The organism is Labrys sp. ALF-8 (assembly GCF_059699065.1).
On record NZ_AP048537.1, the window covers coordinates 3,773,736 to 3,795,312 of the forward strand.

Sequence of the window (21,577 nt, forward strand, 5' to 3'; positions counted from 1 at the left end):
CCGTCGATCAGGGGGCGGGGCAGCGGAATGCCGCCTGCTCGCCGAGGGCTGCGAGCGGGTATTTCGCGACGTCCTCCACCAATCGGACCAGAGCCCGCGCCGCCCGCTCGACCTCTTCCTTCCCGCGCTCCGCGTCGGCGGCGGCCGCATTGCCCATCACGCCGGCGGGGTTGAGATCCTGGGCCTGCCAGCCGAAGCTGACACCGCCTTCCGGTGTGAGCATGCCGCCCTGCCGCTCCATGTCCATGGAGCGGGACTTGAAATCCTCGGCATGCTCCATCCGGACCAGTTGCGGATGGAGATGGAGCATGACGCCGGTCTCCGATTCGCCGCCGTGGATGCCATGCCGCCGTTCCGCGGCACTGAACAGATCCGAAGTGTCGATGGTGCGGAACCAGGAGGCGCCGACCGCGAACATGCCGAGCTCGACGCGCAACTCGCGGCAGACGATTTCCATCAACTGAGGCTGGCCGCCATGCGAGTTCCAGAAGATGATCCGGCGGACGCCCGCCCGCCAGGCACATTTGGCGACCTCGAACCAGACACGTCCAAGAAGATCATAGGGCAGGCTCAGGGTGCCCGGATACTGCAGATGCTCGTTCGACTTGCCGATGGGCAGCGCCGGCATGACCAGCGCCGGCAGGCCGGCGGGCATCAGTTCAACAGCACGTTCGACGATGCCGGCATTGATGGCCGCGTCTACCCTGACCGGCAGATGCGGCCCGTGCTGCTCGACGGCCCCCACCGGAAGGATCGCAACGACCTTCTCCATGTCGTGTTCCGAGAATTCGCGGGTCGAGAGATCCCACCACCAGCGGGAAGAGAACATGGCAGACATTCCTTGCAGCGTGGAGACGCATCGATGCCGGCATGCCGGGGGCGGACGCGTCGATCGGAGAGGAGCACACCACAGAGACCACGCCAGAGGAAGCACATGTTTGCGTGCCTGGTGATGCCTTTTTGAGGTCGCTCGGCATGCAGCGAGGCGAGGCAATCGGAGCTTTGATGCCAGGCCGGCAAATCTTTCGCTATCAGGCAGCCCTGCTGACCTAGAAAACACCAAAATCAGGCCATACTGCTATGTCCTCTACCCCAACGTCCGAGGCTGGGATCGTGTCGAGCAGGGTGGGCTTAGGAATTTGGCCATTGGCACGATGGGTCCTCGAACCATGAACAGACTTTCGATTCTCCTTTGCGGCGTCGCCCTCGGGGCAATGGCCGCCGTTGCGGCGACGCAGCCCCAGATGCTGCTCATCGGGCATGCCCGCGCAGCCGGCTCGGATGCCTACAAGCAGCTCAACCTGTTCGGCGACGTGTTCGAGCATGTACGCGCCGACTATGTCGACAAGCCCGATGACGGCAAGCTGATCGAGGCGGCTCTCGACGGCATGCTTACGTCACTCGACCCGCATTCGAACTACATGGATGCCAAGAACTTCCAGGACATGCAGGAACAGACGTCGGGCCAGTTTGGTGGAATCGGCGCAGAGGTCTCGGCCGAAAACGGCGTGATCAAGGTTGTTTCCCCCATCGATGATTCGCCGGCGGCCAAGGCGGGCATCCTCGCCGGGGACAGCATCATTGCCATCGACGGAGCCTCGCTTCAGGGCATGACGCTGGAGCAGGCCGTCGACAAGCTGCGTGGGCCGATCCACACTCCCGTCACTTTGAAGATCCTGCGCACGGGCAAGCCTGCCTTCGACGTCAAGCTGACGCGAGACATCGTGAAGGTGGCGTCGGTGAATTCCAGAAAGCTCGGCGACGACATCGGCTACATCCGGATCAGCCAGTTCACCGAGCAGACCTTCGATGGTTTGAAGAAGAGCCTGGAGCAGCTCAACAAGGATATCGGCCGGGACAGGATCAAAGGCTATGTGATCGACCTGCGCGACGATCCCGGCGGCCTGCTCGACCAGGCCATTTCGGTGGCCGGCGCCTTCCTCGGGCGCGGAGAGGTGGTTACCACCCGCGGACGCGAGCCGGACGACGTGCAGCGCTTCACGGCGAGCGGGTCCGATCTTACCGGCGGCAAGCCGGTCATCGTGCTTGTCAACGGCGGCTCGGCCTCGGCTTCGGAGATCGTGGCCGGCGCCCTGCAGGATCACAAGCGCGCCACCATCCTGGGCACGCGCTCCTTCGGCAAGGGTTCGGTGCAGACCATCATCCCGCTGCCGGGCAACGGCGCGCTGCGCCTGACCACGGCACGCTACTACACGCCGTCGGGCCGCTCGATCCAGGCCAAGGGCATCGAGCCGGAAGTCGTGGTGAACGAGAACGTGCCGGCGGACCTCAAGGGGCAGGATGAAACGCATGGCGAGGCGGGCCTGAAGGGTCATCTCGCCAATCCCGGCGACGACAAGTCGGAGGAGGGCGGCTCCTCGGCCTATGTCCCCGCCGAAGAGAAGGACGATACCCAGCTCCAGCAGGCAATCAAGTTGCTGGAAGGAACGCAGAAGAGCGCCTACTTCCCGCCGGATCCCAAGACCGGCATACCGAACTGACGAGCCTGGAGGAAGGCCCGCATGGGCATGCCCCTCTCGCCATTGCCGGGTTCATTCCGGCAATCCAGGGTGGGACTTGAGGAGATGGCCCAAGCAGGATCTGTGCCATCTTCTGTCTCCCAACCCCTCCTGCTCGACGCTCCGCAACGACCGATCAGGCCTCGGTATTGATGACCAGCGTTACGGCACCGTCACTGTCGAGGCTGACCGCGATCACCTGATTGCTGCTGACGCCGCGCCGCCGCAATTCGGAAGAGAGCTGCGGCATCTCCTCGATTGAGCGGCGCAGCACCCGCAATTCCTGCTGGGAGGTATGCTGCACCTGATCCTCGACCTGCTGCTGGACGGGCGGAGGAAGCTCCTCCAGATCGACAATCGTCACATCCGTCACCTTGGGAGGAATGTCCGGCATCCCCTGCGTCTCAAAATCCTGCACCTTCTGAAGGTCTGGATCCGGCGCTCCGTTCGCGATCACCGGGTAGGGGCTGGCCACGGCAAGCGCAGCGGCAATCGTTGCGATGTAAATCAGTCTGGGCATGATCGTTCCTTTCGAAGAAGGATCAGCGTTGAAGAACTGTAGCCGTAGAAAAGTCCGTTCTCCGGAGCGGAGCGGCCATTCGATGAGGATATCGATGGGCAACGTGCCGATTGGCGGGGAGGGCCCTGCCGGGACGTCGGCAAGCATGGCCGTGGCGGTCAGGGCGCCTTCTGTTCCAGCGTGGCGACCCAGGCGCTGTCGGGACCGCGGGCGAAATGAATCGTAACGACTTGTTCGGGCGCCGCCGGGGCCTTCCTCACACTGGCGGTGCAGATCACGCCTGGCTCCCCCTTCGCGGCCTTGCAGGACTTGATGGCGGCGGTCTGCTGCTGTGACTGGGGGTTGTCCTGCGCCACGGCAGGAATGGCACGATAGGCGGCCGTGGCTTCAGCGTCGCTGGGCTGGTCGAGAAAGATGCCGGCCATGGCATATCCCGCCGGGGTCGCGGCCAGCATGAGAGTGAAGATGATGAAGCGAAGTGGCACAGCCAACTCTCCTCTCTTCGTCGAACCGGAGAGGAGCGGAATAGTTCCGGCCAAACTCCGGTACTGCGAAGTCCGCCGGTGAAGTCGGCGGCAGTTGAAGTTGGGGGCGTCTCGTCGTCCCGCGAAGCGGAGCAACACCGACGCACTCCGAGAGTCTGCCATTTCGGTGTGGTGATAGTTGGGCGCCGACGCGAGGGGCCGGCAATGTTCATGGCCCGACCTGGCGCGCTCGACTGAACGCTTTAGCCTGCCGCTCCGCCTCCTCCTTTTCCTCGGCCTCCCGCCGGGCATTTCTCTCGCGGCGGCCTGCAAGAAGGCTCTGGATGGTGAGAGCCGCGAAGACGAGGACATAGACGCCTGTCACCACCGCGCTGACCCAGGCGTTGTAGTCGCCCGTGCGCAAGGCGCGCTGCACCTCCATGTAGGTGATGGCGCCGAAGATCAGGACCACCAGGGCGATGAAGTTCCGGCACGGCAGGCCGAATGCGCGCAGGAGGAAATGCAGGCAGAGATAGAGGAAGGGCAGGATCATTGCATTGGCGACGATGCGCCCGACCGGCTGGAGGACCAGAGGCAGCACTTCTCCCATCCAGCGGGCGGCAAGGAAGGGAATGACGACCAGGAGGACATAGAGAATGGCGTCGCCCATCCAATCCAGCACGCGCGCGGAAAAGACGGGTTTGATCGGTTCTGCCGCCATCGGTGCCTGCCCAGCGAGACGTCTCTCCAGAAGGTAGTGTCCCCTCGGTCGGGCTGCAATCGTTCAGAGTGCCTCGCTTATCACTCTCCCCAACCGCTTGATGCCCTCATCGATCGCTTCGTCGCTGGCGAGCGAGAAGCTGAGGCGAAGCGTATTTCCGCCGGTGCCGTCGGCATGGAAGGCGCGCCCGGGCACGAAGGCGATCCGCGCCGTCTCGATTGCCCGCGCCAGCAGTTCGGCGCCATCGAGATGGTCTGGCAGCGTGACCCAGATGAACATGCCGCCCTCCGGGCGTGTCCAGCTCACGCCCTCTGGCATGTGGCGCTGGAGTGCGGCCAGCATATGGTCGCGGCGATGGCGATAGGCGGAACGGACCTTCTCCACCTGCTGCGCGAAGGCGTGTTCGGCGACATGGTGCATCGCCATCTGGTTGATGGTGGGGCTGTGCAGGTCGGAGGCCTGTTTCATCAGCACGAGCTTGCGGATCACATGGGAGGCGGCGCAGATCCAGCCCATGCGCAGGCCTGGCGCCAGCGTCTTGGAAAAACTGCCGCAGGAGATGGTACGCGTCGCATCGATGTCGCCGCGTCTCGCGACGTCCAGCGCCAGCATCGAAGGGACGCCCTTGCCGTCATAGCGCAGCGATTGATAGGCGGTGTCCTCGATCACCGCGATATCGAGATCGCCGGCGAGATCGAGCAAGCGCTCTCGAGCTTCCTGATCGAGTGTTTCTCCGGTTGGGTTGGCAAAATCCGGCGTGAGATAGGCGAATTTCACGCGTCCGCCGGCCTTGGCGGCCGCTTCCCGGTAGGCAGCGGGCGTGCGGTTGCCATGCACAGGCGTCAGCCGGTCGTAGCGCGGTTCATAGGCATTGAACGCCTGCAGCGCTCCCAGGTAGGTCGGCCAGGTGACGAGCGCCGTGTCGCCTGGAGACAGCAGCAGCTTGCCTAGATAATCGAGCGCCTGCTGGGATCCCGAGGTGATCAGGATGTTGTCGGGCTTGCAGGGAACACCGAGCGCCTGCATCTGCCGCATGATCCAATCGCGCAGGGGCGGGAAACCCTCGCTGGTCGAATATTGCAGCGCGGCTCCGGCGCTGCCATTGGCGAGCACGCTGGCATAGGCTTCTCGAAACGCCTCCTTGGGGAAGAGCGCGGGATCGGGGATACCGCCGGCAAAGGAGATGATGTCAGGCTGTTCGAGCAGCTTGAGCAGTTCGCGGATTTCCGACGCCCGCATCCGTCCCGCCCGTGTGGCGAAGATCGCTTCCCAGTCCAAGGCCATGTCCTCCTTGAAGGCTTGTTGCCGGCACCATGCGCCTGAGGAAAAAATATGTCAATATTACTGACATATTTTTAGGAATATTGCGTGGAGCCATTGTTCAGTTCCTCTTCATGGCCCTTGTCGCTTCCCTGGCTTTTCCCCGGCGTCCGGCGCCCTTACAGTCCCCCCGTCCCGGCCGAGCCCCGCTCCGGCGGAAATCCTTGGCCCTGCAGAACAAGGAACAATGCCATGTCAGATTTGAATGCCGCAAAGTCCGGCAGCTTCACGATTGGCGGTGACCTTCCCGTTCATCGCCTGGGCTTCGGCGCCATGCGCATCACGGGTAGGGGAATCTGGGGCCCGCCGGCAGATCGTGCGGAATCCATCCGCACGCTCAAGCGCCTTCCCGAAATCGGCGTCGACTTCATCGACACCGCCAACTCCTATGGCCCGGATGTTTCCGAGGAACTCATCCATGAGGCCCTCCACCCATATAAGGGCCTTGTCATCGCCACCAAGGCCGGCCTGACCCGCTCCGGCCCCGACATCTGGACACCGAACGGGCGGCCCGACTATCTCAAGGCCGAGGCCAAGCGGAGCCTGAAGAAGCTCGGCGTCGAGCGGATAGACCTGTGGCAGCTTCACCGCATCGATCCGAAGGTGCCGCGCGACGAGCAGTTTGGCGCAGTCAAGGAACTGCTCGACGAAGGCCTGATCCGCCATGCCGGCCTGAGCGAGGTTTCCGTTGCCGAGATCGAAGCTGCGGGCAGGGTCTTCAAGGTCGTCACTGTGCAGAACCGCTACAATCTCGTCGATCGCGGCAGCGAGGACGTATTGGACTATTGCGAGAAGCAGGGCATCGGCTTCATCCCCTGGTTTCCGCTTGCCGCGGGAGATCTCGCCAAGCCGGGGTCGCTGCTCGACCGCATCGCCAAGGCGCAGGGCGCGGCACCGAGCCAGGTCGCGCTCGCCTGGGTGCTGAAACGCAGCCCGGTGATGCTGCCCATCCCCGGCACTTCGAAGGTGGCGCACCTGGAGGAGAACGTCGCCGCGGTGAACATCGCCCTCTCCGATGACGATTTCGCCGCCCTCGACCGGGAGGGCAGGAAGGCATCGGCTGCCTGAGTTTCCGTCGGCGTAGCAAGGGGACGGGTCTGGCCAGCCCGTCCTCCCGCGCGAGAAAAAAGACCGAGCCCGCGGAATAAAACGCCGCCGCCCCTGTCCATCGATGTGTCAACCTCGAAGGGGCATCAACATGGGCTTAGCCAAACCGGTCCTGCTCTCCGTCTGTCTCGCGGCCATTGCGTCGCCGGTCCTTGCCGGGCCGGCGACGGATCTCGCTAGAACCCGTATCCAGGCCATCGCCGACGGCGACGTCGCGGCTATCATGTCGGGCTATGCCGATGGCGCGATACTGCGCTGGATCGGCGGACCGCTCGATGGCGATTATTCCGCAGGCGCCAGCAAGGACATCTGGACCAGATATGCTGCGGCGCAGGGCGCGCAGAAAGCCGGCATCACGGAAATATCCGAGGCCGGAAACCCCAAGGGCGCGACTGTGACGGCAGACGTCGCCTTTGCAGGCAAGAGCACCGTCCGGGTCCGCTACATCCTCGTCTATCGCGGTGGAAAAGTCAGCGACGAGATCTGGCAGGTCAATCCCGGCCCGAAATGACGGATAGCCGCTTCGATACCCGCGATCGGGCACGTGCCGCCCTGCTCGCCGGTTTCCCCGCCATCGTCCTAAACAGCCTGGCGCTCGCAGCGGCTGATCTCGTGCCGCTGGCGACGGCGCATGGCGGCTTGCTGCGCCTGCTCATGTCCTGGCTGGGCGGATTCTTCACGGCTACGGGCTTGCCGAACCTGTGGGCCGCAGGTGGCCTGCCGACGCCTGACCGTCCTCTCTTTCAGGCCGGCTTTCACATCGTGGTCGGCCTGGCGATGGCGTTTTTCTACGGATTCGCGGCGGAACCCGTCTTGCGGGGAAGACCGTGGCACAAGGGCCTTCACTTTGCCGCCGGCATCTGGCTGCTCAACGCGACCGTCATCCTGCCGCTGACAGGAGAGGGCTTCGCTGGACGGGTGCATCTCACGCTCGCTGGCATGGCCTGGTTTGCCGCTGCCCACACGCTATTCTTCGTGCTGCTCGCAGTTCTCTACGCCCGTTTGCGCGAGCCAAAAAAATGCACGGGCCAGGTGGAATAAAGCGCGCCGGGGTTTGTCTACACCTTCGACGGCGCTTTTCGCCTAGGAGTTCACATGATCAGAATCCTTTCCTCGCCGCGGCGCCGCCTGTCGGCCGGCCTCGCCGCCGCTGCATTCTTCCTTGGCCTTGTCTCCGCCCTCCAGGCCGGGACGGAGGAAAAGCCCTTCCTCGATGCCAACGATGCCGCCATGGCCAGGATGATGACCGGGATGGCCGCCAAGCCGACCGGCGATGTCGACCGCGATTTCGTGGCGATGATGGTGCCGCACCACCAGGGGGCCATCGACATGGCCCAGGCGGAACTGCGCTACGGCACGAACGAGCAGCTTCGGCGCATCGCACAGGAAATCATCGTGGAACAGCAGCAGGAGATCGCGGCCATGCAACTGGCGATCGGCGCACCCTTGCCGCCCTCCCAATCCTCTCCCGACCAATCGACGCCCCACCAGCACTGACAGGAGCTACCCCGTTGAAGAAGTCATTGTTCATCCTCGCCTTTCTGGCCACCACCGCCCTGGGCGGCCTCCATGCCGCCTACGCCGGCCAGGCGCCCGGCGCGGCTTCTGCCCCGGACGTTCCCGTCAGCCATCGCGATCGCGTCTATGCCGCCGAGCAGTTCTCCAACACGGTCTCGGTGACCGATCCGGCCGACAACAAGCTTCTCGGCGTCATCCGCCTCGGCGATCCCCAGCCGGGCAATCTCAGTCCGCTCTATCGCGGGCAGGTCCTGGTGCATGGCATGGGCTTCTCGCCGGATCACCACACGCTGGCGGTGGTGTCCATCGGCACCAATTCCGTGACCTTCATCGATACCGCCACCAACACGGTGAAGCACACCACCTATGTCGGCCGGGCGCCGCATGAGGCCTTCTTCACGCCGGACGGCAAGGAAGTCTGGGTCACAGTGCGGGGCGAGGACTATGTCTCTGTGATCGACGGCCAGACCTATGAGGAGAAGGCGCGGATCAAGCTCCCGGCCGGGCCGGGCATGACGATCTTCTCGCCCGACGGCAAATACGGCTACGTCTGCTCCTCCTTCAATCCGGAGACCGACGTGGTTTCCGTCGCCGATCACCAGATCGTCGGAAAGGTTAAGCAGGACAGCCCGTTCTGCCCGAACATCGCCGCGTCCGCCGATGGCGAGCAGGTCTGGTTCACGCTGAAGGATGTCGGCAAGACCATGGTGTTCAACGCCCGGCCGCCCTTCAACGTGCTGAAATCGATCGACACCGGCCCGATCACCAACCACGTCAATCTCATCCGCACGCCCAAGGGCAGCTTCGCCTATGTCTCGATCGGCGGCCGCAATGAGGTGAAGGTGTTCGACACCACCGATTTCAACCTGGTGGCAACCATCCCCGTCGGCAAGCTGCCGCACGGCGTCTGGCCCTCCGGCGACGGCACGCGCGTCTATGTCGGCCTGGAGAATGCCGACGCGCTCGCCGCCATCGATACCGCCACCAACAAGGTGATCGCCACCATCCCGATCGGCCAGGCGCCCCAGGCGGTAAACTATGTGCCGGATGCCGTGCCCGAGGGCGATGGCAGGCAGAACCTCCAGCCGCTCGGCATTGCCGGCCAGACCGCGCATCTCCAGCTCAATGCCGTCAAGGGTGGCAAGGCGAGCGCTCCCACCAGCGTGTCGCTGTTCGACCAAGGCCTCGCGCAGGTGCTGCAGGCCTCCGTTACCGGCCTCGAGCCGAAGCAGTCCTATGTGCTCGCCCTGGCCGACAAGGCCGACGGCACGGGCAACGTCCAGCCGCTGGCGAGTTTCATGACCAATCCGGCCGGGGCTGCTATCGTGAACGCCGTGGGGCCGATCCGCCAGATCGTGCAGGGCGAGGACAAGACGCCGCGGCGCTATCTGGTGATCCTGGCGGGCAATGATGCGAGGACCGGCACGCCGGTCCAGGTTCAGGCGGACTAGCGTGATGCGGCTCGATCGGAATACGCCCATGGACGAAATGAAGCGTCTGGTCGAGCCGCTAATCCCGGCCCTGCGCCGCTATGCGCGGGCACTGATGCGCGATCTCACGGCAGCCGACGATCTCGTGCAGGACTGCCTCGAACGGGCCGTCGCCCATTGGGAACAACGCCGGCAGGATGGTGACGTACGCAGCTGGCTCTTCTCCATCCTGCACAATCTGGCGGTCAACCAGATGAGGCAGGCGGCCCGGCGCGGCCGCCACGACAGCATCGATTCTGCCGACGAGGTCACGCTGGCACATCCGCCCACACAGGAAGCACCGCTCTTGCAGCGCGACATCATCAAGGCGCTCGCCACCTTGCCGGAGGAGCAGCGCAGCGTACTTCTGCTGGTTTCGGTCGAGGAGCTCAGCTATGCCGAGGTGGCCCGCATTCTCGACATTCCCATGGGTACGGTCATGTCCCGGCTGGCGCGCGCCCGCGAAAAACTGCGCGAGGCGATGAACGGCGGCAACGTCGTCCGCCTTGATCCAACTGCCTTCCGGAGGTCGAAATGAATAGCGAGCGCCCGACGGAAGACGAACTCCAGGCCTTTATCGATGGAGTGCTCGATGAGGCCGCCCACGCCCGCGTGGAAGACTATCTCATCCGCCATCCCGAGGAGGCGGAGCGTATAGCCGACTATCTTTCGCAGCGCGACGAACTGCGGCAGGTCCTGCGGCCGATCGCGGAGGAGCCCGTGCCGTCAAGGCTCGATCTCCAGCGCATGATCGAGGTGCAGGCCGGAGCACGGCGCCGATCGTTCTTCGCAGGCTGGCGGTCGATGGCGGCCGGACTTGCCTTGCTGCTCGTCGGTGGAGGTTCCGGCTGGTTCCTGCACGGCGCCGCACCCTCCGAAAGCGGCGGCATCGCTGCGCTCGCGCGCGAGGCCGCGGACAATTACGCCGTCTACGGCGCGGACCATGTGCGCCCGGTGGAGCTCAAGGCCGATGCGCGGGATGAATTGGTCAAATGGGTTTCCAACCGCCTGCGGCGCTCCATCGCCGTACCGGATCTCGGCACCTCCGGCTATCGTTTCATGGGAGGGCGCCTCGTGGCGACTGCGCACGGTCCTGCCGGGCTGTTCTTCTATGACGATGATCGCGGCACCCGCCTCGCCATGCTGGTGCGGCCGATGGAGGTCGACAAGAATGCTGCGATGTCCGAGCATGACCTTGGCGGAACCGGGGGCGTCGCCTGGTCCAAGGACGGGCTCGGCTACAGCCTGGTTGGGCCGGAACCGCCGGCTTTCCTGCATCCGCTGGCGGATGAGGTTCGCCGCCAGATCAACGCGGCGATCTGACGGGTTCATGTCTCCAGGAGAATTGCGGCAATGAAATGGCCGAGGAGTCCGATGCCGAGAGCAGGACGGCGTCCGCAGGGGCGTGGCGCCCGTCATATTGCGGGCAGGGGCATCCGCGCCCTTGCGGTCGAGCCGTGAGCGGTTTCGAATGGGCCTCAGCCGCCGCCAGGTTCGGGCTCTACGCGGCTCTCGTGTTCCTGTTCGGCACGCTCGCATTCCGTACTTTCTTTGCGCGCGACCGGCTCGGCACGCTCGTGGCCGGGCGGCTGCGGCTGCTGGTTCTGCCTGCCGCCATCCTCGTTGTCCTCACGGTCGCCGTGTCGTTGCCGCTGCTGGCTGCCACGATAGAGGGGGATTGGAACAGCGCGCTCGACGGCACGACGCTGACGGCCTTGCTCGTCATTCCGAATATCGGCCTGGTCTGGCTCGTGCGGATCAATCTGGCCGGGCTGCTGCTGATCTGGCTCTTCTTCAGGCCGGCGCGACCAGCCGGACCGCTGGTGGTCGCGACGCTGCTCATCGCCAGTCTCGCCTTGACCGGCCACGCCGTTATGCAGGAAGGCCTCACCGGGTGGCTTCACGTTGCGAACCATGCGGTCCATGTCCTCGCCGCAGGACTTTGGCTCGGCTCGCTGCCGCCTTTGCTGGTCACCCTGGGAGCGCTGAAGGACAAGGCTTTGCGGACTGAAGCAATGAACGCCCTGAAGCATTTCTCCCGCTGGGGCCATTTCGCCGTGGCCGGGGTGCTGGCAAGCGGGGCGGTGAATGTCTGGCTGATCCTCGGACAATGGCCTCTCGATTGGAGCTCGCTCTACCAATGCCTGCTTGCGGCCAAGATTGCGCTGGTCGGCATGATGGCGGCGACGGCACTCGTCAACCGCTATGTATTCACTCCGCGCATCGGCGGCGATGAGGAGGCAGCGCTGCGGAAGATAGCGCGCGGCACCCTGGTCGAGATCCTGTTGGGGGCAGGGATTCTTGCCTTGGTGGCGGTGTTCGGCCTGCTGGAGCCGGTTTAGCACCGGCGGCCCCTTGACCAGGCCGCCGGTGTCGATTCAGGCGGATTTCATCCCTTCACGGTCACGACGAAATCGGTATCGGGCCAAGGTTCGCCGATACCGGCCAGCCGGAAACGGATCGCGGTGCCGGCCGGCAGGTCGGCGGTCGGAAGGTCGACATAGTGCAGGGCAAGACCCGGATCGGAGGTACGATTCTCGCCGGTGCTGGCCCAGCCGTCGAAGCTCCAGCGGACGGAGGACAGGTCCATCAGTTCGATCCGCAGCACCTGCCCGGGCGTGATGGTCCGGCGCTGATGGTTCAGCCGCCAGAAGCGCCTGTTGCTTTCGACCTTCTGCCTGCAGTAGCGCTCGAAGGTCTGGGGCGGCGTATCGAACACCTTGCCGTCGCGCAGCGAACGCAGCAGCTTGATGTGCTCGCCATGCGCCCAGACCAGCGGCATGGCGCTACCCGAGGGCTTGCCGAGGAAGAGTTCATCCTCGGGCTGGTCCTCGCTGTCCCAGATCTGCTCAGGCAGCATGCCGCCGGGGCCGGCGGAAAGTTCGAGCGCCCTCAACAGCCGTTTGGCCTCGTCCGGCCGTCCGGCCGCCAGCTCATAATGGGCGCGCTCGCCGGTCAGGAGCGGCCAGAGCCGGCCCACGCCAGTTCCATCGAAAGCCGAGCCGTCCTCATGCTCGCCATAGCCGTCATTATTGTAGCGGTACCAGTAGGGTCCGTTCGGCAATTCGCGCCTGAGCTGATCATCGATCGCCTTCACGGTTGCAACCATGCGCGGGTCGTTCGCCTCGCGCAGACCGAAGCGCACCAGCGCGAGCGCATCGGGGCTCAGCAGCATCTTGGCGCTGAGGACGGCTTCCTGCGCGGAACGGTTCTTGATCGGCACATTGGCGCTGAGCCCTGCGCTGTCCTCGACATCGCCAGGGCCGATGCGGACATAATAGCCCTCGATGCCCAGCTTCTGCGAGAGTTCCGAGCCGGTGGCGAACGTCCAGTCGTCGATCTCGCTGTACCAGCCATCGGCGGTCTCGCGCAGGAAGCTGGCGGCCGAAGGCTTGCCGGCCACGTCCATTGCATCGGCGCCCGCGAGAAGCGCCGCGATTTCCACCGCCAGGGTGAAAGGCGAGTAGCCGGCATCCTCCTCCCAGCGATCTTCATCGGTGACGGGGCCATTGCGCAGCACGAAGCTCGCGGCCCTCTCCAGCATGGGCTGGAAGCGGACGCGGTCGCGCTCGCTGATGCAGCCGTTTCGCTCGAGCATGTCGTAGAGCAGGATGGGGAAGGCGGTCTCGTCCATCTGGATACCGTCCCAATAGGGATGCCCGTCGATCCAGTTGTTCTGCGACCAGTGTCCGTCATCCTCCTGGATGGCGGCGAGATAGTCGAGGATGCCTCGCGCATCCGCAGGGCTACCTGCCGCCAGGAAGCCTCCGGCCGTCTCGACAAGGTCTCGCGGCCACACGAGGTGGTAGCCACCGAGGTCGTTGTCGCCCTTGTTAAAGCCCCAGGGCGTCGACAGGCTGGCGATGGCGCCTCCCGTGAATGCGCCGGTGCGATGAGTTGCGAGTACGGCTGTCGAGGTGCGATAGCTAGTGGCCTGGGAGAGACCCTGGGCCTCGAGCGCCTCCAGTTCCGCCTGCCAGCCCTGCCAGATCTCGCGAGTGCGACTGCGCGCGGGCTCGACGCCCTGCTGCAGGCTGGCGATGGCGTTGAGCGCTGCCTCCTCCGGCCCGAGGCCGAAGCCGAGCGTCATGAGGGCATGGCCCTCGCTTTCCGAAAGATCGAGCGTGCCGGCCAGCGCGACATTGCCGTCTTCCGCTCGCTGCCAATCCGCGATCAGGCCATGGCCGCGATGCAAGGTCTGCCAGCCGTCGGAAGTGCCGACGAAGCCGGCCGAACGCCCGCTCCATGGCACGGAGGCGGCGAGCGCGAGGGAAACCTTGTTGGTGCCGCTGGCGAACAGCAGGCCATAGCCCTTGTAGTCGTCGACCCAGGCGTTGTTGTGCGTGCCCTGGTTGAAGATGTGGGGGGCGAGCAGGACATGAAGTTGATAGTCCGCCTGCTCACCTTGCAGGGCTTCGAAACGGATATCCTGCAGGACGCTGTCGCGGAAGGGATCGGCCAGGATGGTCTTGGAAATACGATAGCGGCCGTCGCGTGCGGTGTTGGCCAGCCGGAAAACGGGCACGCCGTCCATTTCCGTACGAATATCGGAGACGGCGTCGCGCTTCTCTTCGGAAAAATAGTCCTGAGCGGTGACGAGAAAGCCGCAGTCACGCGTACAGGCGCGATCGATGCGGGGATAGTAGACCTCGTTCAGAATGCCATGACTGAGGGCGAACCAGAGCCGGCTGGCCGAGGAACCCGCGGTGCCGATGCCGCTCTTGGCCGCAGAGGTCCAGCGAGGAGCGAGGCCCGGAGCGCCGGGCGGCACGTCGCCCGCGCTCATGCCTTGGCTCCCGGGCGCGGCGGTGCCTCCTCGGACGACCAGAAGTTCTTCAGCCGCCACAGGGCCGCGCCGCCGTCGAGGCCGGCGTCATTGGAGCCGACGGTTATGTTCGGGGGAAAGTCAGCCTTGAGATGCTTGGTGTTGCCGCCGCCGAGATAGAGGTGATCGAAGTGGAAAAGGGTGAAGAGGATGTCGGTTATGAAACTCACCCTCTTGTTCCAGCGCTTGTTGCCGATCTTCGCGCGCGCCGCCTCGCCGATATAATCGTCATAGGTCTTGTTCTTGGTGACGGGGTGGTGCGCCAGCTCCATATGCGGCATCAGTTCTCCATCGCGGAAAACCGCCGTGCCGGCGCCCGTGCCGAGCGTCAGGGCGAGTTCGATTCCCTTGCCCTTGATCAGGCCAAGACCTTGCACTTCGGCATCGTTGATCACCCTTACCGGCTTTCCCAGCTTGGCCGATAGGCTCGCACCCAGGGGGAATTCGTCCCAGCCTTCGGGGCTGAGATGGGGGGCGGTGAGGATCTTGCCATGGCGTACCACGCCGGGGAACCCCACCGAAACGCGGCTGTAGGCGGGCAGCGGGGCTACCAGCTGGGCGAGCGTGTCCACCAGGAGATCAGGAGGGCAGGGATGGGGGGTGGGCACCCGCACGCGGTCACCCTTCATCTTGCCGGAGGCATCGATGATCGCGGCCTTGAGGCCGGTGCCCCCTATGTCGATGGCCAGAATATCCGTATTCGCGCTCGCCAACTCCGCACTCCCTTGTCTGCACTTCCACTACGTAACAGTTCTGTGACGATGGGACTGTCCAATTGTGGCTGACTTGTGTTGAAGAGCAAGGCCCTACCTGAATTCGGCGGACCGCGGCGCGCACGGCGCCCCTGCCGTAACCTATGGTTGTTAACCATAGTGTCTGCACTCAATTGAGGCGGATTGTTGCCCTTTTATTAAGCGGCATGCACGAAATCCATGCAGGCGCCGCATAGCCGGCATACGCGCTTATGCATACGATTTTTTACCGTTCGGTTCGCGCTTGAGGTATAAACCCTCCCAACAAATCAATCGGACTTGGAAAGTAAAAGTTATGGTTCTCTTCGGCTTTATCTCCGCTATCACTTCGCGCGTTGCCGCTTATCGCAACTATCGTCGCACGCTGCAGGCTCTTTCGGCCCTCGATGACCGTGAGCTGTCGGACCTCGGTATTTTCCGCGGCCGCATCGAAGAAATTGCTCGTGGCGCTGCTCGCTAAGAATTCGCTCTCAGGAGCATCATAAAGCATGGCCGTTGGGGGAAACCTCAGCGGCCTTTTCTTTTATTCCCCTTGGGAATCATTGCGGGCAATCTCCGCCACGCTATGAAGGCACTGAGAAAGCTCAGGAGAGCCGCTGCCGCCGCAACCGCGAGAAAGGCAGAAGTCAGCGCCGAGGCGCGCATGACCTCGGCCTCCATGTTTCCAAGTGCCATCGGTTCGCCGTACCCCCCCGGCACGAGGGAAGGATCGATGGCGTGCCGATAGACGAACGATGCCACCACGCCCAGGCTGGCCACGGCGAACAGACCCGCAATGCGGGAGACCCCGTTGTTGACGCCGGAGGCCGTGCCTGCGAGCGCGTCGTCGGTTGCGGTCATGACCGTGGTGGTGAGCGGGGAAATCACCAGGCCCATGCCGATTCCCATCAATGCCATCGCCGGCAGGATGCCCAGCCAGAATGCCTGGAGGACCGCCGCGATGCCGAGTGCGGCGAATGACAGGCCGGTGACGGCAGCGCCCGCGGTCAACGGCAGGCGGGGACCGATCCTGTCCGTCAGTCCGCCGGCATAGGCGCCCATGACCGACATCGCTGCGGTGAAGGGCAGAAATACCGAGCCGGCATAGGCTTCCGGCAGCCGAAAGGCTTCGATCAGCGTGGTGGGCAGGAAGAACAGCGCGCCGGCCAGGGAGAAATAGAGAAAGAAGGTAAGGAGATTGGCGCCATTGAAGACGGGAAGCGAGAACAGGAAGCGCGGCAGCATCGGCGCTCTCGCTCGACCCTCCCAGATCCAGAACAATATCAGTGCCGTGACGCCGACGAGCAGGGCAACCAGCATGCGCAAGAGACCAGGCTGGGCCTCCCCGGCGTAGGTCAAGCCCAGCGCGAGGGCGCCGAGGCCGATCGTCACCAACAGGGCACCGATGAGATCGAGGCCTCCGCCTTGCCCCGCGGCACTGCGGGGGATGCACAGGAAAAGCAGCGCGAGGGCTGCCAACCCCACCGGCAGGTTGAGCCAGAAGATCCAGCGCCAGGCCTCGGCACCTCCTTTTTCGATCAGGAAACCACCGAGAATCGGCCCGAAGGCGGAGGCTATGCCCGAGGCCATGGACCAGATGCCGATCGCCCGCCCCCGCTCCTGCGCGTCATAGGTCCGGGCAATGAGGGCAAGGCTACCGGGAATCATGAAGGCGGCGCCGGCTCCCTGGACGGCCCGCCATGCGATGAGCGAAGTGGGAGAGTCAGCGAGCGCGCAGCCGATGGAAGCAAGGCAGAAGGCTCCGATCCCAACAGCGAAGGTCTCCCGCTGCCCAAAGAGATCGCCGGCAGCCCCGCCCACCAGGATCAGCGCCGACAGCAGCAGCATATAGGCATTGACGAACCATTGCGTCTCGCCGAAGTCCGCACCGAGGCTGGTCCGGATAGCCGGGATCGCCACCGGCAGCACTGTCCCGTCGATGAAGCCGAGCGAGGATGCCAGGACGGCTGCAGCCAGGACGGCGATACGGCTGAACCGGGGCGGGGGAACATCGGGCATGATCGTGGGGCGATGCGGCGTCAGGCGCTCTCGTGGCGCTCGAACCAAGCCAGGGCTTCGTCGAGGTCCATAAACTTCGCCTCCTCGTCGAGCTTGACCCGCTCCGTGCCTTTCCGCTCGAAGCGTCTGCCGCGATAGAAGGTGCTTACGCCGCGGCCGTCAGGGTTGGGCTTGTCGAGTTTCCACAATTCGGCAGCCTCGCCCTGGCGGATCTTCTCCCATCGCAGCGTCACAGGCCGTTGATCCGCATGAGCGCGTCGAAATGGAGCTTGGCCTGATGATCGAGCACGGCCATCCATTCGCGAGCGGTGCTCTCCACGACCTGCTGGGGGATCAGCTTCAGCGGCTTGCCGGTGGACATCGCCAGAACCTGCTGGCGGCAGGCGCGATCCAGGTAATAGAGATCGTCGAAGGCGGTGGCGACCGAGGGGCCGCCGACGATGACGCCGTGATGGGCGAGGAAGACGATATCGGCCTTCTGGTCGGACTTCGCCGTGGAGGCGATTCGCTCGCCCTCCTGGCTGCCAGAGGCGAAGCCGCCGAATTCGTCGTTATAGGCCGTGCGGCCATAGAAGCGCGCCGCCGTCTGGTGCGCCATCTCGAGCCGGCCGCCCTCTACCATGGTGAGGCTGGTGGCCCACGGCATATGCGTATGCAGCAGGCACAGATGTCGCGGATTGGCGCGGTGGCCGGCGATATGGATGTTCCGCGCCGTCGCTTCGAGTTCACCCTCTCCCTCGAGAATCGCGCCCGAACCGTCGACAAGCAACAGATCGGAGGGGCTCATCTCGGACCAGTGCACGCCGTAAGGGTTGAAGAGGTAGCGCTCCTGCTCGCCCGGCACCTGCACCGAGAAATGATTGCAGATGCCCTCGTTGTAGTCGTACTTGGCGGCGAGGCGGAAGGCGGCTGCGAGTTCGCGGCGAAAGACATCGATGTCGGGCATTTCGGTCGGTCCGGTTCGGGAGGAGGCCGCGAGCCTATCGGCGGCCGTCCCAAAGGACAAGGCCTGCCTTTACTGGCTTCCGATCAGGATGCCGGTAAAGAGCACGAGGATGCCGCCCAGCACGACCTGGACGATGGCCGAGGTGAACGGGGTTTGCATGTAGCGGGTCCGGATCCAGGAAATGGCGATCAGTTCGAGCACGACGACGCAGGCGGCGACGCCGGTTGCAAGCCAGAAATCGGGAATGAGATAGGGCAGGGTGTGACCGAGCCCGCCCACCGCAGTCATGATGCCGCAGGCAGCTCCGCGCACCCAGGGCAGGCCCCGGCCCGTGATCTCGCCGTCGTCGGAAAGCGCCTCGGTGAGGCCCATGCTGATACCGGCGCCGATCGAGGCGGCGAGGCCGACCAGGAAGGCGTCCCAGGATTTCTCCGTGGCGAAGGCGGCGGCGAAGATGGGGGCGAGGGTGGAGATCGAGCCGTCGATCAGGCCGGCCAGCGCCGGCTGCACGATCTGGAGGACGAAGAGCTTGCGTGCCGTCTCCTCCTCGGTCAGCTTCTGGTCCTGGGGCAGGTCTGCTTCGAGCTTGCTTGCCAGGTTTTCGTGGCGCTTCTCTTCCTCGGCAAGGTCGGCCAGAAGGGCGCGGATTTCGAGGTCGCGGGCCTGTTCTGCCGCCCTGGCATAGTACTTCGCCGCTTCGAGTTCCATCGTCTCGGCCTGATCGCGCACTGCGTCGATTCGCAGATTGTCGAGCAGCCAGATCGGATTGCGCCTGAGAAAACCGCTCACGTCCTGGCGGGTGATGTAGGGCAGGGTCTCTCCGAATTTCTTGGCATAGAGTTCGGCAAGGCGATGGCGGTGACCGTGTTCCTCTTCCGCCATCGTTTCGAAGATCTTGGCCGACGCCGGAAAGTCCGTGCGCATGCGGTTGGCGAACTGCAGGTAGATGCGTGCGTCCTCCTCCTCGTTGGAGATGGCGAGCGCGAGGATTTCGGCCTCATTCAGGTCGGCGAAGCGTTTCATGGGGATACACAGTTTTTAATTAGAATAATTCTAAGTTGTGTATATCCATAGCCTGCTTGTAGCGGGGAGTCGAGCACCTTCTCCGGGGCCTCGGCACAAGGCGCGTTCGAGCGTGCGCGACCCTCTCAATGGGGTTCCTGCAACGCTTGTTTGCGATTTGAGGCGATGCCGCCAGGTCACCGGTTGCCCGCGCATTTTCGCGCTCGAATAGAATCGCAGGACCGCACTCCGGCTCCCCACTGCCGCCGGAATGACACCGCGGTTCGATCAAGACATGGACTCAGGCCGCGGGCAGGTAGGGGGCGCTGAAAAGGCGCGACAGGATGGCGCTGACCACGAAATTGATGACGATGCCGATCAGGATGATGGCGATGGTGTAGATCAGGGCCTTGTCCTGTGGAGCACGCATCAGGACCGGCACGCCCGTAAAGAGCAGGTAGATGCTGTAAAGGCCGAGTAGGCCGAAGATCGCCAGAGGCGGAATGACGGCGAAGATTCCCGCCAGCCAGGCGGCCGTCATCGAGTAGGCGACCAGCTTGAACGCATTGAGGAAGTCCGAGGTACCATCGAAGCTCGGCGCGAGGCGGTTCACCACGAGCGCCACGACATAGACGATCACCAGCGAGGCCGCATAACTCAGGATCGCGAATAGCAGGCCGCTGAAAAGGCCGATCCGGACGCCGCCGAACCCCACGAGGGAGGTGCCGAAGAAGGTCGCGACAGGCCCGATCGCGGCAAGCCAGGCGACATAGCCGCGATAGATCGTTTCGACGCTCGTCGCTTCCGCCGCGATGACCGGCCATTCCATCTTCGGAGCCAGTAGGAGGTTTCTAGCCCGTGCAACCACGTCCATGACGACCTCCCGACTCCTGCAACGGCCTCAAAATACCACAGAGCGTTTCCGCTTGTACGGCATTAGGCAGCCAGCCGGCGATTATCCAATGCCGTTGAGCTGGCAGAGCAGCCGCATGCGGTGCGCGGCTCGATCGGGGTCGACCAGCAACTGCGCCTTGTCTGCGAGGCGGAAGATATCGGCGTAGTGGGCGATGCCGCGAGCCGACTCGGCGCCACCCACCATGCGAAAATGATCCTGGAAGCCGTTGAGCCAGGCCATGAAAACCACGCCGCTCTTGTAGAACTGGGTAGGAGCCTCGAAAAGGCGGCGCGACAAGGCGACGGTGGGGTCGAGTATCGCGCGGAACCCCTCCGCATTGCCGGCCATGAGGCGATCCATGGCGGCGGCCGCCGCGGGGGCGATCGGATCGAAGATGCCGAGCAGTCCATGGGAGAAGCCGAGGCTGTCACCCTGGATCAACTCGGCATAGTTGAAATCGTCGCCGGTATACATCACCACGCCCTCCGGCAGGAGGCGCCGCATGGTGATCTCCTTCTGGGCATCGAGAAGCGAGATCTTGATGCCGTCGATCTTGGAAGCATGGCTGCGGATGAGCTGGAGGACCGTCTGCATGGCGGGTTCGAAGCTCTTGGAGCCCCAGTACCCCTCCAGCGCCGGATCGAAGGCTTCCCCGAGCCAATGCAGGATCACCTTGTCCTTTGTCTGCTCGATCAGCCGGCCATAGACGGACAGATAGTCTTCCGCTCCGCCCGCCACGCGACAAAGCGCGCGGCTGGCCATGAGAATGATGCGCCCTCCGTGCTTCTCCACATGAGCGATCTGTTCTTCATAGGCCTTGATGACGTCGTCCAGCGTGCCGGCTGCGTCCGGCTCGAGCTGATCCGTACCGGCACCGCAGGCCAGATCCGCGCCCTCCACCGTGCGAGCCTCCGCGAGAGAGCGCTCGATCAGTTCGGCCGCGCCCGGCCAGTCCAGCCCGAGGCCGCGCTGGGAGGTGTCCATCGCCTCCGCGATCTTGAAGCCGAGCCCCCACAGATGGTGGCGGAAACGGAGGGTCGCATCCCAGTCGATGGCAGGCTTGCGCCAGGGATCGGTAAGGCTCCTGGGATCGGCCACCACGTGCGCCGCGGCATAGAGCGTGCGGGGAAATTCGCCGGAATGAAGCAGGGAATAGGGCGAGGCCGGGCCGTGTTCGTAAGGCTCCAATCCACCGTCCAGCGTAGGCAGAACCAGCGCGTTCATCGCACTCTCCTCGATCGTCTCCCATTCCTGCTTCTTGGTCGCCGGCGCTTTTTCCGAGCCGACGCGGTTTGCCGCTCGTATCGAAGAAATGCAGCCGGACAGAAGCCTCTTGCACCCTCCGATACCATTCGTTCGGATGGCGCGCTAGGCGCAATGCAGGGTAGCCGCACAAGACAATTAGAACGTTCCAAAGTCAAGGAGTTTTCGATCTTTCTCAATTTTTATCAGAAAAAACAATGATATATCTATAATTCTTTGGGATAGTTGACATTGAAATCAGAACGTTCCAAAAATAGC

The 21,577-nt window shown here is 64.0% G+C and carries 23 protein-coding genes; 10 read left to right on the forward strand and 13 right to left on the reverse strand.

All coding sequences use genetic code 11. The annotated features are described in order from the left end of the window. Positions 1-7: 7 nt before the first annotated feature. Entirely contained in the window at positions 8-829 is an 822-nt protein-coding gene (locus tag AC6H34_RS17260) for a creatininase family protein (RefSeq protein WP_497539541.1), read from the reverse strand. A gap of 340 nt (positions 830-1,169) precedes the next feature. Between AC6H34_RS17260 and AC6H34_RS17265 the strand changes: the two genes are divergently transcribed. Next, the gene (locus AC6H34_RS17265; protein WP_448148683.1) at positions 1,170-2,501 is read left to right on the forward strand and encodes a S41 family peptidase; all 1,332 of its coding nucleotides are present in this window, start codon (positions 1,170-1,172) and stop codon (positions 2,499-2,501) included. 154 nt (positions 2,502-2,655) lie between these two features. Here the strand turns inward: AC6H34_RS17265 and AC6H34_RS17270 are convergent, their stop codons facing one another. The 4 genes from AC6H34_RS17270 to AC6H34_RS17285 form a co-directional block, all read right to left on the reverse strand. Then, entirely contained in the window at positions 2,656-3,039 is a 384-nt protein-coding gene (locus AC6H34_RS17270) for a hypothetical protein (RefSeq protein WP_448148682.1), read from the reverse strand. 158 nt (positions 3,040-3,197) lie between these two features. Continuing rightward, positions 3,198-3,524, reverse strand: coding sequence for a hypothetical protein (locus AC6H34_RS17275; RefSeq protein ID WP_497539542.1), 327 nt, complete (start codon positions 3,522-3,524; stop codon positions 3,198-3,200). A 208-nt stretch (positions 3,525-3,732) separates the two neighbouring features. After that, positions 3,733-4,224 (reverse strand): hypothetical protein, encoded by a 492-nt coding sequence (locus tag AC6H34_RS17280; protein WP_497539543.1) that lies wholly within the window; start codon positions 4,222-4,224, stop codon positions 3,733-3,735. Between the two features lie 63 nt (positions 4,225-4,287). Further along, on the reverse strand, positions 4,288-5,508 hold the full coding sequence (locus tag AC6H34_RS17285) for an aminotransferase-like domain-containing protein (protein WP_448148679.1): 1,221 nt from the start codon (positions 5,506-5,508) through the stop codon (positions 4,288-4,290). A gap of 228 nt (positions 5,509-5,736) precedes the next feature. On the opposite strand from AC6H34_RS17285, the gene AC6H34_RS17290 reads away from it, so the two are divergent. The 8 genes from AC6H34_RS17290 to copD all read left to right on the forward strand — a co-directional run bounded on the left by AC6H34_RS17290 (position 5,737) and on the right by copD (position 11,980). Beyond that, on the forward strand, positions 5,737-6,612 hold the full coding sequence (locus tag AC6H34_RS17290; RefSeq protein WP_497539544.1) for an aldo/keto reductase: 876 nt from the start codon (positions 5,737-5,739) through the stop codon (positions 6,610-6,612). A 130-nt stretch (positions 6,613-6,742) separates the two neighbouring features. Then, positions 6,743-7,162, forward strand: coding sequence for a nuclear transport factor 2-like protein (locus AC6H34_RS17295; protein ID WP_448148677.1), 420 nt, complete (start codon positions 6,743-6,745; stop codon positions 7,160-7,162). After that, complete coding sequence (locus AC6H34_RS17300; protein WP_448148676.1) at positions 7,159-7,692, forward strand: hypothetical protein; 534 nt, start codon at positions 7,159-7,161, stop codon at positions 7,690-7,692. Before AC6H34_RS17295 ends, AC6H34_RS17300 begins: the two co-directional genes overlap by 4 nt. Before the next feature lie 54 nt (positions 7,693-7,746). Continuing rightward, positions 7,747-8,148, forward strand: coding sequence for a DUF305 domain-containing protein (locus AC6H34_RS17305; RefSeq protein WP_448148675.1), 402 nt, complete (start codon positions 7,747-7,749; stop codon positions 8,146-8,148). 14 nt (positions 8,149-8,162) lie between these two features. Continuing rightward, positions 8,163-9,620: a YncE family protein gene (locus tag AC6H34_RS17310; RefSeq protein ID WP_448148674.1), complete on the forward strand. Its 1,458-nt coding sequence runs from the start codon at positions 8,163-8,165 to the stop codon at positions 9,618-9,620. A gap of 28 nt (positions 9,621-9,648) precedes the next feature. Next, positions 9,649-10,176 carry an RNA polymerase sigma factor gene (locus AC6H34_RS17315; protein WP_497539545.1) on the forward strand — a complete coding sequence of 176 codons (528 nt, stop codon included), beginning with the start codon at positions 9,649-9,651 and terminating at the stop codon, positions 10,174-10,176. Then, the gene (locus AC6H34_RS17320; protein WP_497539546.1) at positions 10,173-10,961 is read left to right on the forward strand and encodes an anti-sigma factor family protein; all 789 of its coding nucleotides are present in this window, start codon (positions 10,173-10,175) and stop codon (positions 10,959-10,961) included. The genes AC6H34_RS17315 and AC6H34_RS17320 overlap by 4 nt, the downstream gene beginning before the upstream one ends. A 134-nt stretch (positions 10,962-11,095) precedes the next feature. After that, positions 11,096-11,980: a copper homeostasis membrane protein CopD gene (copD, locus tag AC6H34_RS17325; RefSeq protein WP_497539547.1), complete on the forward strand. Its 885-nt coding sequence runs from the start codon at positions 11,096-11,098 to the stop codon at positions 11,978-11,980. 47 nt (positions 11,981-12,027) lie between these two features. On the opposite strand, the gene AC6H34_RS17330 is transcribed toward copD, so the two are convergent. After that, on the reverse strand, positions 12,028-14,424 hold the full coding sequence (locus AC6H34_RS17330) for a glucan 1,4-alpha-glucosidase (protein ID WP_497539548.1): 2,397 nt from the start codon (positions 14,422-14,424) through the stop codon (positions 12,028-12,030). Continuing rightward, positions 14,421-15,176 carry an ROK family protein gene (locus tag AC6H34_RS17335; protein ID WP_497539549.1) on the reverse strand — a complete coding sequence of 252 codons (756 nt, stop codon included), beginning with the start codon at positions 15,174-15,176 and terminating at the stop codon, positions 14,421-14,423. The genes AC6H34_RS17330 and AC6H34_RS17335 overlap by 4 nt, the downstream gene beginning before the upstream one ends. Positions 15,177-15,510: 334 nt before the next feature. On the opposite strand from AC6H34_RS17335, the gene AC6H34_RS17340 reads away from it, so the two are divergent. Next, complete coding sequence (locus AC6H34_RS17340; protein WP_448148668.1) at positions 15,511-15,675, forward strand: DUF1127 domain-containing protein; 165 nt, start codon at positions 15,511-15,513, stop codon at positions 15,673-15,675. Positions 15,676-15,722: 47 nt separating this feature from the next. Here the strand turns inward: AC6H34_RS17340 and AC6H34_RS17345 are convergent, their stop codons facing one another. The 6 genes from AC6H34_RS17345 to AC6H34_RS17370 all read right to left on the reverse strand — a co-directional run bounded on the left by AC6H34_RS17345 (position 15,723) and on the right by AC6H34_RS17370 (position 21,280). Then, positions 15,723-17,261, reverse strand: a complete 1,539-nt coding sequence (locus AC6H34_RS17345) for an MFS transporter (protein ID WP_497539550.1) — start codon at positions 17,259-17,261, stop codon at positions 15,723-15,725. Then, positions 17,234-17,446, reverse strand: coding sequence for a hypothetical protein (locus AC6H34_RS17350; protein ID WP_448148666.1), 213 nt, complete (start codon positions 17,444-17,446; stop codon positions 17,234-17,236). The genes AC6H34_RS17345 and AC6H34_RS17350 overlap by 28 nt, the downstream gene beginning before the upstream one ends. After that, a complete protein-coding gene (locus AC6H34_RS17355; protein ID WP_448148665.1) occupies positions 17,443-18,159 on the reverse strand; it encodes an aldolase in 717 nt (238 codons plus the stop codon). Before AC6H34_RS17355 ends, AC6H34_RS17350 begins: the two co-directional genes overlap by 4 nt. A 69-nt stretch (positions 18,160-18,228) precedes the next feature. Next, entirely contained in the window at positions 18,229-19,182 is a 954-nt protein-coding gene (gene mbfA, locus AC6H34_RS17360; protein ID WP_497539551.1) for an iron exporter MbfA, read from the reverse strand. 280 nt (positions 19,183-19,462) lie between these two features. Next, positions 19,463-20,035, reverse strand: coding sequence for a Yip1 family protein (locus tag AC6H34_RS17365; protein WP_497539552.1), 573 nt, complete (start codon positions 20,033-20,035; stop codon positions 19,463-19,465). 81 nt (positions 20,036-20,116) lie between these two features. Further along, the gene (locus AC6H34_RS17370; RefSeq protein ID WP_497539553.1) at positions 20,117-21,280 is read right to left on the reverse strand and encodes a dihydrodipicolinate synthase family protein; all 1,164 of its coding nucleotides are present in this window, start codon (positions 21,278-21,280) and stop codon (positions 20,117-20,119) included. Positions 21,281-21,577: the final 297 nt, after the last annotated feature.